This window comes from Larkinella ripae, assembly GCF_054780775.1.
The window spans coordinates 19972-32209 of sequence record NZ_BAAGVR010000017.1; the positions used below are offsets into that span (position 1 = coordinate 19972).

The following is a 12238-nucleotide window of genomic DNA, read 5'->3' on the forward strand; positions in this document are numbered from 1 at the left end:
CAGCTAATTTTGTTAAAAAATTAAATGGGCCGGTCGTAGGCAAAATCCTCTTTATCCAGCAGCGCAACCAGCGCGTCGCCGGGCTGAAATAAAATCACAAACTGCCGGGCTGATACGCCTTCTTCCTCATCCACCCATTTCCAGTCTTCGGCGGCAACGTCCAGCGTATTCAGTACGTCGACTTTTTTGGCTTCGCTTTTTTCCTGCGACAAAAAAGCGTCCGTGTTGGTGATATAAACCGCAATCTTATCGTCATCGAGCCATTCCAGGTCATTCAGGGCTTCATCCAGCGACTCCAGATCAGGCCCCAGATCGTCCGGAAACCGGAGTTCGCGGGCAATTTGCGCATAAAACGCCTTGAAGGTCTGCGCCTGCTGGCCGTCGATTCGGGCCAGCCGAAAGTCAGCGTACGGTTTCAGCTCCGAATCCGACGGGATGAATCTAAAATTTGCCATGAATACCGGGAAAAGACGGGCAAAAGTAGTTAATTCAGCGAAAACAAGGGCATTCGTAACGAAACGATATTATTGAACATCAGCTCCGTAATGGTGGGGTCCATAAAATGAATCAGCGGAAATTCGGAGACGATTTCCATTACTTCAAATTCCGTCTGCGCCTTCACAACGCACCACAATTTCTGGCGGTCGAGCGACAACGCATACGTAAGCAGCTTGCCGTTTTCCATCAGCTCGTTCACCTTCAGGCGCTGGAGCGGTATTTTTACCGTAAATTCCTCGGTCATTTCGACCGGGAGATCAAATTCTACCATAAACTGGCTCATCGGGCGTGGTAGTTTTAGGTGTACAACTCTCGGATGGGTGCGCCGGACGTGGGCGAACCGTCAATCAACTGATTAACAATCTTTAGCTCATCTTCGTTGACCGAATGCGCAAAATTTGGGTATAATTTCATTTTCACCCCCGCGCCCATCGACCGGAATACTCCTTCGGACTCAATCACCCGTTCTTTCGGAATGTGCGGATCAATGTCGCTGCAACCCAGAAAAACCGGTGTTTCTTCCAGATCGCCTTCATACAGCCGGGGCGTTCCCGGCGGGCCGATCAAACCACCACTCAGGCCAAAAACCCCGCCGTAGGGCATCGCGTTGCGGACCACAAATTCCAGCGCCAGACAGGCTCCCTGCGAAAAACCAAGCCAGAAAATCTGGGGCATTTTAAAATTATAGTCGGACTGCAAACGCGCGCGCAGGCTGCTCAATACCTGCAGGGCCGACGACAGATTCGGTTCGTTCTGTTCCAGCGGACTCAGAAACGAATGCGGATACCACGAACCCTGGTGGGCCTGCGGGGCAATAAAAGCAAATTCCTGGTCGTCGATGTACTCCGCCAACGACAGAATGTCCTGTGCCGAGGCTCCCCGGCCGTGGACCATCACCATGACTTTTGACGCTTTTTCCAGCGGTTTTCCGGCAGTGAGAAAGTTGTTAGGATCGTGTATCATGGTTCTTTACGGTTAGTAAGGCCAGATTGCCGGTTTGCCGAAACCGCTTACACGGAAAGGACAAATCGGCAATCTAACGAAAAAAGCAAACTTACTTCACTTCAATTTTCGGTAAACCCGCTTCGATTTTAGCGCGCCGGGGTTCGTACCATTCCGGCAATTTAAGCGTTTTACCCAATTCGGCAACCGGCTCATCCACCGCAAATCCCGGCGGATTGGTAGCCACTTCAAACAAAATACCGCCCGGTTCGCGGAAATAAATGCTGTGAAAGTAGTTCCGGTCCTGAACCGGTGTCACCTGATAACCGGCTTCCAGCAGTTGGTGTTGCAAAACAAGCTGCGATTCGTCCGAGTCGGTCGAGAACGCAACGTGGTGGACCGAACCGTTCCCCTGATGGGCCCGCACGTCGTTCGGCGCGTGTTTCACATCCACGAAATTGCCGGAACCGCCTTTGCCGGCCTGAAACCGGAACAAACCGGCCTCCTCCGCTACCAACGTGTGACCGAGCGATTCGGTTATCAATTTTACCGTATCGTCCACGTTAAATTCGTTTAAGGTCACGGTATGAAAACCTTTGATGGCGTGCCCGGCCGGAATAAAACCGTTCGACCAGCCCGGCCGTTGGTCATTATCGTGAGCCACCAGTTCGATGCCCATGCCATCGAAATCCTCAAACCGCAGGTAGGTTTCGTTGAATCGCTGGTACGGTCCCGAAAAAGCGATGTTGAATTCGTGCAGCCGGTTGATCCAGAAACTCAGCGAAGCCGTCGGAACCGAAAAAGCCGTGTAGGTCAGTTGTCCCCCACCCTTCCGGCCGCGCGGAATGCCTTTGCCGTACGGAAAGAACGTCAGAATGCTGCCCGGTGATCCGGTTTCGTCGCCGTAGTATAGGTGGTATACATCCGGCGCATCAAAATTGATGGTTTTCTTGACCAGCCGTAAGCCCAGAATGTGCGTGTAAAAATCGACATTGCCTTGGGCGTCGCCGGCCAGAGCCGTTACGTGGTGTAATCCATTGACGAGCGTTTCCATAATTGGGAGTGTTTTGAGGTAATATGTCAAATTCTTTTAAATGTATCGACATTTAATGTATATACATTTAAATTTATGCCAAAGTTCATCAACACGCAATATTTTTGGAGAATGCTTTTTTGTGCCCTTTAGGCGCTTACCTTTGCATCGCTAATCTTACATAAGGGGTGCCTTAATACAACGGGCTGAGATTATACCCATTGAACCTGCACCGGGTAATGCCGGCGAAGGGAACGTGCCATACGGACTGGCGGACTTTAGTTCGTACGTCCGTAGCAACTGTAAATCACCAAAATAATAATGGATAGGCTGGCCCCTTGCCTGTCGTGAACATTTCGTATCGCATGAAAAATGTTACGATTGGAAGGCGCGCCATGGAGCGGTTGTTCGTTAGATTCCACGGACTGACGGCGGTTTTTTTGCTGGTCAGCCTGCCCACTTGGGCGCAATTTTCCATTTCCGGAACCGTCAATGATGCCGACGGCGGGGTGTTGCCCGGCGCAGCCATTTCCGTAGAAGGCACCTACAAAGGCACCTTTGCCGACGCCGATGGTGCGTTTCGGTTAACCAATCTAAAACCGGGTTCTACGCAACTCCGGATTTCTCTGTTGGGGTATGAGCCGGTTTTGCAAACCGTTGATCTAAAGCAAAATGAGCGGATCAGCGTGGCGTTAACGAAAACCGTTGTCGTTGTGGATGAGGTGGTGGTGAGTGCCACCCGGGCCAATCAGAAGTCGGCGGTTGCCTACACGAACGTTTCGGCGCGGGAACTTACCAAACAGAATCTGGGGCAGGACATTCCGCTGCTGCTCAACTTCACGCCCTCGCTGGTGACGACCTCCGACGCGGGCGCGGGGGTTGGCTACACCGGTTTTCGGATTCGGGGTTCGGATGCTACGCGGATTAACGTGACCGTCAACGGGATTCCGTACAACGACGCCGAATCGCAGGGCACCTTCTGGGTCAATATGCCCGATATTGCCTCGTCGGTGAGCAGCATCCAGATTCAGCGGGGCGTTGGAACGTCTACGAACGGCGCGGGCGCTTTCGGGGCTTCGGTCAATGTGCAAACCAATCGTTTTGAGAAAAATCCGTACGGCGAAGCGGACGTCTCCGGCGGCTCGTTCAATACGCTGAAAACCACGGTAAAAGCCGGTTCCGGTTTATTGAATAATCACTTTGTGGTTGATGCCCGGCTTTCCCGAATCGTGTCTGACGGGTACATCGACCGGGCCTCGTCGAATCTGAAATCATTTTATGTGTCGGGCGGCTGGTACGGCAAAAAAAGCTTCGTGCGGCTGAATGTTTTTTCGGGCACGGAGAAAACCTACCAGGCCTGGGACGGCGTGCCGGAAAACTTGCTGAAAACCAACCGAACGTACAACGCTTATACCTACGATAATGAGGTGGACAATTACCAACAGGATCATTACCAGTTGATTAGCTCCCACGAACTAAGCCGCAACTGGCGCCTGAACGCTTCCCTGCATTACACCCAGGGTCGGGGCTATTACGAGCAATTCCGGGCGGGCGAGGACCTGTCCGATTACGGTTTGCCGCCGGTCGTGATCCGGGATTCCACCATCAATCAAACCGATCTGATTCGGCGTCGCTGGCTGGATAATGACTTTTACGGGGCGGTTTTTTCGCTGGATTACAATAGTTTCGGCAAGCTGACGGCCCACATCGGCGGGGGCTGGAACCAGTACACCGGCAAGCATTACGGCGAAATCATCTGGGCGCGATTTGCCAGTACGGGCAACATCCGGCACCGGTATTACGACAACGACGCCACCAAAACCGACTTTAATCTGTACGGTAAAGCCTATTACCAGCTCACATCCAGGTTGAATGCCTACGTCGATTTGCAGGTCAGGACCGTCGGGTATTCATTTTTAGGCTACGACAACCAGCTTCGAAACGTGCAACAGGACGATAACCTGAGCTTTTTTAATCCCAAAGCCGGGATCACCTACGCCCTGAACGACCGCAGCAGTGTGTACGCTTCGTTCGGCGTCGGACACCGCGAGCCGAATCGCAACGATTATACGCAATCGACGCCCGCCAGTCGCCCGAAAGCCGAACGACTGAACGACTGGGAAGCGGGTTACAAAATGCAAACCCAGCGGCTGGCTTTTTCGGCCAATCTGTATTACATGAAGTACAAAAACGAGCTGATTCTGACCGGCCAGATCAACGATGTGGGGGCGCAAAACCGGGTGAATGTAGCAAACAGTTACCGCGCCGGAATTGAGCTGGAAGCCGGAACCGCGCTGACGAAAAATCTGCGCTGGAATGTAAACGCGACCTTTAGTCAGAATAAAGTAAAAGCCTTCACGGAATTTCTGGATAATTACGATACCGGCCAGCAGCAACTCAACCAGTATACCGACACCGACATTGCCTTCGCGCCGAACACCATTGTCGGCTCCCAATTGCTGTTTACGCCCGCAAAAGGGCTGGAAATTGGCTGGCTGTCGAAGTTTGTCGGAAAGCAGTATCTGGACAACACCGCAGATGAAGCCCGCAAACTGGATGCTTATTTCGTCAATGACCTGCGGTTTATTTATACCGTGAAGCCCAAAGGGATGAATGAAATCGCGTTTTCGCTGCTGCTGAACAACGTGCTGGGGGAATTGTACGAGTCGAACGGTTACACCTACAGTTATATTTCGGAAAGTCAGACCGTGACGGCGAATTTCTATTATCCGCAGGCCGGACGGAATTTTTTGGCGGGGGTCAGAGTACGTTTCTGAACTTGGATTACGCGGATTAAAGGACTAACTATGATATAAAAGTAGATCTTAGGTAATGCTTCAATCCGCGTAATCCAAGTTCAGGACGGTTACCCAATCGCCTGTTCCAGATCCTGGATCAGGTCCTCAACGTCCTCAATCCCAACGCTCAGGCGAATCAGCGTGTCGTTTAAGCCGTTCTTTTCGCGTTCTTCTTTCGGAATGCTGGCGTGGGTCATTGAAGCCGGGTGCGTGCAGAGCGACTCCACACCGCCCAGCGATTCGCCCAGCGAAAACACCCGGAAACTTTCCATCACCCGCACGGCTTCCGGCAGCGAATCGCCCCGGAGTTCGAACGACACCATGCCGCCAAAACCGCGCATTTGCCGCTTCGCCAGTTCGTGCTGCGGGTGGTTTTCCAGGCCCGGATAGTTGACCTGACCGACTTTCGGGTGCTGGCTCAGATACTGAGCGACTTTCAGGGCATTTTCCCCGTGCCGCTGCATCCGGATGTGTAACGTTTTGATGCCGCGCAGGACCAGAAAACAATCCTGCGGCCCCGGAACTGCCCCGCAGGCATTCTGGATAAATTCCAGCCGCCTGGTGATCTCATCGTCGTTCAGCACAATTGCGCCCATAACCGTGTCGGAATGGCCGCCGAGGTATTTGGTCACCGAGTGCATCACCAGATCGGCGCCCAGGTCCAGCGGGTTTTGCAGGTAGGGCGACGCAAACGTGTTATCGACCACCAGCAGCGTATTTTTCGCTTTCGTGATCGCGGCAATGGCGGCAATATCAACGATGCGCAGCAACGGATTGGTCGGTGTTTCAATCCACACCATCTTCGTCGCGGGCGTGATGGCGGTTTCCAGCGCCGACGGATCTTCCAGACCGATAAACTTGAATTTCAGGCCGTATTCCTGAAAAACCCGCACCATGATCCGGTACGTGCCGCCGTACAGATCGTTGCTGGCAATGATCTCATCGCCCGGTTTAAACAGCTTCAGAATGGCGTCGGTAGCGGCCAGACCGGACGCGTAGCAAATACCGTGTCTGCCGTTTTCGAGCGCGGCCAGGTTGTTTTGCAGCACCGTGCGGGTTGGATTTTGCGTCCGGGCGTATTCGTAGCCCTTGTGTTTTCCCGGCGACTCCTGCACGTAAGTCGACGTCTGGTAGATCGGCGTCATGATGGCGCCCGTCGTGGGGTCCGGTTCAATGCCGGCGTGGATGGCTTTGGTTGCGAATTTCATACCCGAAAGTAACACGGTTTTGTAAATGGTACCAGTCATTGACGCGAAATGCCGTAAGTTTGGCGTGTGAAAAAAGTACAGCTTAAAGCGTTGTCGGGTCCGGCGCTGGCGGGATTGGTGTTGTCGGTGGTCCCGCTCCTGTTCAGTTCGGCGCTGACGTACCTGACGGTTTCCTACGAGCCGGTTATTGCGCAGTTCAACGGCTGGGAATGGCTGGGCTTGACGGCGGTTTGCTGCCTTACGTCGGCTTTTGCCCTGACCCCGCCGACTTTCCTGGCCCTGATTTTTGGCTATTTTCTGGGCTGGAATTCGCTGCTGCCGCTGTTTGCGCTCAACATGATTTGTATTCTGATGGTCAATCGCATGGTCAGCTGGGTCGATCAGGACCGGTTTGTCCGGTTTATCGAGGAAAACCAGAAAGCCAGAAAAGTGCTGGAACAGATTCGGGAGCAGGAATTAAAAGTGATTTTCTTCACGAAACTGTCGCCGGTTTTGCCATTTGCCGTTACGAATCTGGTGTTCGCGCTGTCGGGCGCCAGGCTGCGGAATATTCTGCTGGGCGGTTTTCTGGGCATGATTCCGCGGACGCTCATTGCGGTCTGGACGGCCGGACAGGCCCGGGAAATCCGGACGCTGGTCGAAAATCCAAACGCCGGCAACTGGACCCAAATTTCGATTGGCGTTTTGCTGCTGGCGTCCGTCGTTGGCCTGTATGCGGTTTTGAACCGAACGCTGAACCGCTAAAGCAGCTTTGTTACCTTCTCGATCAACCGGTTGTGGCCGGTTTTCAAAACCGTCAATTCGTACGAATGCAACCGGCGGGTCAAAGGGGTCAGGAACGAAACCGGCAGGATTTGGTCATGATACCCAACGAAAAACCGGATGCGCATCGGCTGCTGGTTGAACAGGGTGCCAAGTGCCTGGTAATTAAAGTGTAACTTCCTGAAATAAACCCAGGAATTGTAAACCGACTCGCGTTGTTCGGGCGTGGAAAGCGTGTTTTTCGCAAATTTTAACGCGCTGCGGTTAATGAATCCGACGGACAGAAAGAAGTGGCCCAGGCGGTGGAGAAGGGGCATGTGTTTCAGTAAATACCGGAAAATCCGTCGGCCAAAACCGGTGCTGGTGGCCATGCGGTACCAGGGGCTGACCGTAATCCCGTCGGGGGCCAGTAAAATAAGCTCGTCGATTTGGGAAGCAAAAGCTTCGGCCGTCGCCAGCGCAAACCGTCCGCCCATGCTGAAACCCAATACGGCAAACCGATTAATCCGATGCTGGTCCAAAAATGCCTGAATCAGGTCCCGGTACGCCGGTTTCGTCAGCACGTCGTCGGCAACCTCAGGTGGATTGGCGCCGTGAAAAAACAGATCGAAGGCATACAGAGCGTACCGGCCTTCGAGCGCCCGCGCCAACGGTTCGAAGGCCCGGTGATCCTGACCAATACCGTGAAACGCCAATAAAGGAACGGGGCCGTCTGACAATTTAAAAACCGGGCGCATAGCCAAACATACGACAAACGCACGAAACCGTCACCTTCATGTTCGATTCGATCAGCCGCTGGCTTGAGCAGGCTTCTATTTATCCGGGCGAGGAAGAGATCGGGTTATACACCCGAACGGCGCATTTGCTGCGCCTATCCAAAGGGACTTCGCTGGTTCGGCAGGGCCTGCACTCGGGCCGGATTTTCTTTATGAACGAAGGTATTTTGCGGGTTTTCACACAGCATCAGGACGCCGAAACAACGCTCGGTTTTGTGATCGCACCCGCTTTCGTTTCGGCCATTCCGGCACTTTGGGAAAATCGACCGGCTACATTCAGCGTTCAGACCGTAGGCGGGGCCGAGGTCTTGTATTGGGAAGCGACCGAACTGGCGGCCATTCGGAAAAACAATCCGTCGGCCGGCAACATCGAGCGGCAGGCGATTCAGGAGCTGATGCGGGAGAAAGAAAAGCGCGAAATGAGCCTGCTGACCCAAACCCCCGAAGAGCGGTATTTGCAGTTAATGGCCGAAAAACCGCAGCTTATTCAGCAGGTTCCGCAGAAATACCTGGCTTCGTACCTGGGCATTCAGCCCGAAAGTCTGAGCCGCCTTCGTAAAAAATTGAGTACAAAAACTTAACTAACGTCAATTTACAGGTTTTGAAAACAGCTTATTTTTGCTGAAAAATAAACAGCAAAAATAATGGTAAATTTAACGTCAATTCAGAATGCTATTTATCTGGAAGACAATACTTTGATTGAAGTTTCTATTCCTGTTGTTTTTGAAAAACTGCGGCACTTGGATCACTACTATAGGCAGCTGGCGGTTGGCCATCAGACCTTTGAAATTACGAACGGGAGCCGGTTAGAAGAAGGCAGTAGCATTCACTGCGAAGAAACGGCCGGCAATCAGCAGGTAATCCACCGGTATAAAGTAGAGCGACTGGTTTCTAATCAGTCGCTCTACTACGTGTCAAAACCATCGGTTTCGTATATCAACGGAAACAAACACCGGCCGTTCAAAAGCAACACCCACGTCCAGTATACGCTCGCTGCCGTTTCCGCCAATCAGACGGCGTTGACAACAACCGTTATTATCCAGTTTCCGAGCAGTTTTGCCAAATTACTGGCAATCCTGAGCGGCACCCGGAAGCTCTGGCAAGCCCACGTGGTGGAAGAAACCACGGGTTTGAAACGGGTGATCGAATCGCTGGTCGTATCGGAACGCCTTACTCCTGCATCAGCAGATACGCCTTGATAAATTCGTCGAGGTTGCCGTTCAAAACCGCATCGGTGTTGGACGTCTGGTAACCCGTGCGGTGGTCTTTCACCCGGCGGTCGTCGAGGACGTAACTCCGGATTTGCGAACCCCACTCGATTTTCTTCTTGCTGGCTTCCACTTCCGCGCGGGCCGCGTTGCGTTTTTCCACTTCGATCTGGTACAGTTTCGACTTCAAAAGCCGCATCGCCACTTCCTTGTTTTGCAACTGGCTCCGCTCCTGCTGACACTCGATGATCAGACCCGACGGTCTGTGGCGCAATCGCACGGCGGTTTCAACCTTGTTGACGTTCTGGCCACCAGCACCACCCGAGCGGAACGTATCCCATTCGATATCCGCCGGATTGACTTCAATCTCAATCGAATCGTCGATCAGCGGATACGCGTAAACGGAAGCAAACGAAGTGTGCCGCCGGGCGTTGGCATCGAAGGGCGAAACCCGCACCAGCCGGTGAACCCCGTTTTCGGACTTCAAAAAACCGTAAGCCAGCGGACCGTCCACTTCCAGCGTGGCCGATTTGATGCCTGCGCCGTCGCCGGGTTGGTAATCCACCTGTTTGACTTTATAGCCGTGTTTCTCGGACCACATCAGGTACATGCGGTAGAGCATATCGGCCCAGTCCTGGCTTTCGGTTCCACCCGCGCCAGAGTTAATTTCCAAAACCGCACTGAGCTGATCTTCCTCGTTGCTGAGCATTTTCTTCAGCTCCAGATCGTCCAGGGCGGCTTTTACTTTTTCGCCTTCCACGTCAATTTCTTCCTCCGAAACATCGCCGGCTTCGTAAAATTCAAACAGCGTTTCCAGGTCACTCAGGAGCGTATCGACGTGCTCATAACCGCTCGTCCAGCCTTTGAGGGCGCGGACCTGCTTCATGGTTTTTTCGGCCCCTTCCGCGTCCTGCCAGAACTCGGGTTGGGTGGTCCGGTCTTCTAAATCAGCGAGTTGTTCTTTTTTGCTATCGTAGTCAAAGATACCCCCTCAGGGCCTCTACTCTGGCCCTCACGTCCTTTAATTGGTCGGTCGTCATAATGCGTGAAACAATGATTAATTTGAAAAATGAATCCGCAAAGATACGGTTTTACGAACGGCTATCCGAATGCAACCCCAAAGCGGATGAATTCGTCCACCCGCCCGGTACCTGTAAAACCGGGTACACGTCCTTTTGTTGGGCACCGGCAATCCGTTCCATTCGTCACCCTTTCGGCGTACCGGCTTCGGACCGGCGGTTTTCGGACCAGGAGTAACATGATTTCGACCAGCTTCTCCCAAAAACCGTGTTGTCGTCCTGCGACCTGCGTGTAGAAGGGTGATGCGGTTTTGGTCCCGGACGAAAACCGGCACGAAAGCGATTCCCGGAAACCAGCCTGCCCGTTGGAATGAACTAGGTAAATCAACTTTTCAGCCTAACTTTGCGTTCCCTCTGAGAGTGCATTCGGGGGCACCCGTGCGGTTAATTCTTCCTATTCATTAACATTCCTTACATATGGCATCACAATATGATGTAATTGTTCTCGGCAGCGGCCCCGGTGGCTACGTTGCCGCCATTCGTGCATCGCAGCTGGGTCTCAAAACGGCCGTTGTCGAACGCGAAAGTCTGGGCGGAATCTGTCTGAACTGGGGCTGTATTCCCACCAAAGCCTTGTTGAAAAGTGCGCAGGTATTTGAATACATTAAACATTCGGAAAACTACGGAATTACCATCAGCGGTGACGCAAAGGCCGACTTTGGTGCGGTGATCAAGCGCAGCCGGGGCGTGGCCGACTCCATGAGCAAAGGGGTGACGTTTCTGATGAAAAAAAATAAGATTGATGTGCTGCTCGGCAACGGCAAAGTAAAACCGGGTAAGAAAATTGACGTAACGGATAAAGACGGTAAAACCACCGAATACGAAGCAAAACACGTAATCATTGCCACGGGTGGCCGCGCCCGCGCCCTGCCCGCCGTTCCCATCGACGGTCAGCGCGTGATCGAATACCGGAAAGCCATGTCGCTGGAAAAACAGCCCGAATCCCTGCTCGTCATTGGTTCCGGCGCCATCGGCGTTGAATTTGCGTACGTCTACGCGGCTATGGGCACCAAAGTAACGATCGTCGAGTTTCTGCCGCGCATCGTGCCGGTCGAAGATGAGGAAATTTCGAAAGAACTGGCCAAGCATTACAAAAAGCTGGGCGTCGACATCTACACCAGTTCGGAAGTAACAAAAGTCGATACGAGCGGTAAACTGAGCAAAGTGTACGTCAAAACGCCGGAGGGCGAAAAGACGTTCGACGTGGAAGTGGTGCTGTCGGCCGCGGGTGTGGTGGCCAACATCGAGAACATCGGACTGGAAGAAACCGGCATCAAAACCGACCGTGGTAAAATCACGACCGACGACTATTACCGGACCAGCGTGGAAGGCTATTACGCCATCGGCGACTGCACGAAAGGCCAGGCGCTGGCGCACGTAGCCTCCGCCGAAGCCATTATCTGCGTGGAAAAAATCGCCGGACTGGACCACGTCGAACCGCTGAACTACAACAACATTCCCGGCTGTACGTATTGCACGCCCGAAATTGCCTCAGTGGGGTACACGGAAGCGGCCGCCAAGGAAGCCGGGTACGACATTCTGGTGGGAAAATTCCCACTCTCGGCGTCGGGAAAAGCCAAAGCCGCCGGTGCGCCGGAAGGCTTTGTGAAGGTGATTTTCGACAAAAAATACGGCGAGTGGCTCGGTGCGCACTTCATCGGGTATAACGTGACCGAAATCGTGGCCGAAGTGGTGGCCGCCCGCCGGCTGGAAACCACGGGACACGAAATCCTGAAAGCCGTTCACCCCCACCCGACCATTTCGGAATCCATCAAGGATGCCACGGAAGCGGCTTACGGCGAAGCCATTCACCTCTAGGCAACCCGGTTTTGAAATACCGGAACCCCGCAGAAGCCCCGCTTCTGCGGGGTTCTTTTTTTACGATTCAATCCGCAAAATGAACAGTTGGGAATCTGAAAATTCCGTTTGCTGAC

General features: G+C 53.2%; 12 protein-coding genes and 1 riboswitch. Of the genes, 5 read left to right on the forward strand and 7 right to left on the reverse strand.

Features of this window, described 5'->3' with window-relative positions; genetic code table 11:
- Positions 1-20: 20 nt before the first annotated feature.
- The 4 genes from ACYVHX_RS09385 to ACYVHX_RS09400 form a co-directional block, all read right to left on the reverse strand.
- On the reverse strand, positions 21-455 hold the full coding sequence (locus tag ACYVHX_RS09385) for a barstar family protein (RefSeq protein ID WP_460671366.1): 435 nt from the start codon (positions 453-455) through the stop codon (positions 21-23).
- Positions 456-484: 29 nt separating this feature from the next.
- Positions 485-781, reverse strand: coding sequence for a muconolactone Delta-isomerase family protein (locus tag ACYVHX_RS09390; RefSeq protein WP_460671367.1), 297 nt, complete (start codon positions 779-781; stop codon positions 485-487).
- 14 nt (positions 782-795) lie between these two features.
- On the reverse strand, positions 796-1461 hold the full coding sequence (locus ACYVHX_RS09395; protein WP_460671368.1) for an alpha/beta hydrolase: 666 nt from the start codon (positions 1459-1461) through the stop codon (positions 796-798).
- 91 nt (positions 1462-1552) lie between these two features.
- Entirely contained in the window at positions 1553-2494 is a 942-nt protein-coding gene (locus ACYVHX_RS09400; protein ID WP_460671369.1) for a ring-cleaving dioxygenase, read from the reverse strand.
- A gap of 153 nt (positions 2495-2647) precedes the next feature.
- Positions 2648-2745, forward strand: a riboswitch (TPP riboswitch).
- 123 nt (positions 2746-2868) lie between these two features.
- On the opposite strand from ACYVHX_RS09400, the gene ACYVHX_RS09405 reads away from it, so the two are divergent.
- A complete protein-coding gene (locus ACYVHX_RS09405; protein ID WP_460671636.1) occupies positions 2869-5250 on the forward strand; it encodes a TonB-dependent receptor in 2382 nt (793 codons plus the stop codon).
- An 89-nt stretch (positions 5251-5339) separates the two neighbouring features.
- Here the strand turns inward: ACYVHX_RS09405 and ACYVHX_RS09410 are convergent, their stop codons facing one another.
- Positions 5340-6479, reverse strand: coding sequence for a cystathionine gamma-synthase (locus tag ACYVHX_RS09410; RefSeq protein ID WP_460671370.1), 1140 nt, complete (start codon positions 6477-6479; stop codon positions 5340-5342).
- 66 nt (positions 6480-6545) lie between these two features.
- Between ACYVHX_RS09410 and ACYVHX_RS09415 the strand changes: the two genes are divergently transcribed.
- Positions 6546-7223 (forward strand): TVP38/TMEM64 family protein, encoded by a 678-nt coding sequence (locus ACYVHX_RS09415; protein WP_460671371.1) that lies wholly within the window; start codon positions 6546-6548, stop codon positions 7221-7223.
- Here the strand turns inward: ACYVHX_RS09415 and ACYVHX_RS09420 are convergent.
- Positions 7220-7936 carry an alpha/beta fold hydrolase gene (locus ACYVHX_RS09420; protein ID WP_460671372.1) on the reverse strand — a complete coding sequence of 239 codons (717 nt, stop codon included), beginning with the start codon at positions 7934-7936 and terminating at the stop codon, positions 7220-7222. The two genes, ACYVHX_RS09415 and ACYVHX_RS09420, sit on opposite strands and share 4 nt — an antisense overlap.
- 80 nt (positions 7937-8016) lie before the next feature.
- On the opposite strand from ACYVHX_RS09420, the gene ACYVHX_RS09425 reads away from it, so the two are divergent.
- The gene (locus ACYVHX_RS09425) at positions 8017-8598 is read left to right on the forward strand and encodes a Crp/Fnr family transcriptional regulator (protein WP_460671373.1); all 582 of its coding nucleotides are present in this window, start codon (positions 8017-8019) and stop codon (positions 8596-8598) included.
- A 159-nt stretch (positions 8599-8757) separates the two neighbouring features.
- Entirely contained in the window at positions 8758-9216 is a 459-nt protein-coding gene (locus ACYVHX_RS09430) for a hypothetical protein (protein ID WP_460671374.1), read from the forward strand.
- On the opposite strand, the gene prfB is transcribed toward ACYVHX_RS09430, so the two are convergent.
- Positions 9188-10265, reverse strand: a protein-coding gene (prfB, locus tag ACYVHX_RS09435; RefSeq protein ID WP_460671375.1) for a peptide chain release factor 2 whose coding sequence is annotated in 2 segments (ribosomal slippage) — positions 9188-10204 and positions 10206-10265 — 1077 coding nt in all. Because the reading frame shifts where the segments join, the coding sequence is not laid out codon by codon here. The genes ACYVHX_RS09430 and prfB overlap by 29 nt on opposite strands.
- A gap of 456 nt (positions 10266-10721) precedes the next feature.
- On the opposite strand from prfB, the gene lpdA reads away from it, so the two are divergent.
- Complete coding sequence (lpdA, locus tag ACYVHX_RS09440; protein WP_460671376.1) at positions 10722-12122, forward strand: dihydrolipoyl dehydrogenase; 1401 nt, start codon at positions 10722-10724, stop codon at positions 12120-12122.
- Positions 12123-12238: the final 116 nt, after the last annotated feature.

What these genes read in the sequence shown, in the direction of transcription:
- ACYVHX_RS09385 (WP_460671366.1), bottom strand. Translation starts at nt 455, where the DNA reads ATGGCAAATTTTAGATTCATCCCGTCGGATTCGGAGCTGAAACCGTAC.
- ACYVHX_RS09390 (WP_460671367.1), bottom strand. Translation starts at nt 781, where the DNA reads ATGAGCCAGTTTATGGTAGAATTTGATCTCCCGGTCGAAATGACCGAG.
- ACYVHX_RS09395 (WP_460671368.1), bottom strand. Translation starts at nt 1,461, where the DNA reads ATGATACACGATCCTAACAACTTTCTCACTGCCGGAAAACCGCTGGAA.
- ACYVHX_RS09400 (WP_460671369.1), bottom strand. Translation starts at nt 2,494, where the DNA reads ATGGAAACGCTCGTCAATGGATTACACCACGTAACGGCTCTGGCCGGC.
- ACYVHX_RS09405 (WP_460671636.1), top strand. Translation starts at nt 2,869, where the DNA reads ATGGAGCGGTTGTTCGTTAGATTCCACGGACTGACGGCGGTTTTTTTG.
- ACYVHX_RS09410 (WP_460671370.1), bottom strand. Translation starts at nt 6,479, where the DNA reads ATGAAATTCGCAACCAAAGCCATCCACGCCGGCATTGAACCGGACCCC.
- ACYVHX_RS09425 (WP_460671373.1), top strand. Translation starts at nt 8,017, where the DNA reads ATGTTCGATTCGATCAGCCGCTGGCTTGAGCAGGCTTCTATTTATCCG.
- lpdA (WP_460671376.1), top strand. Translation starts at nt 10,722, where the DNA reads ATGGCATCACAATATGATGTAATTGTTCTCGGCAGCGGCCCCGGTGGC.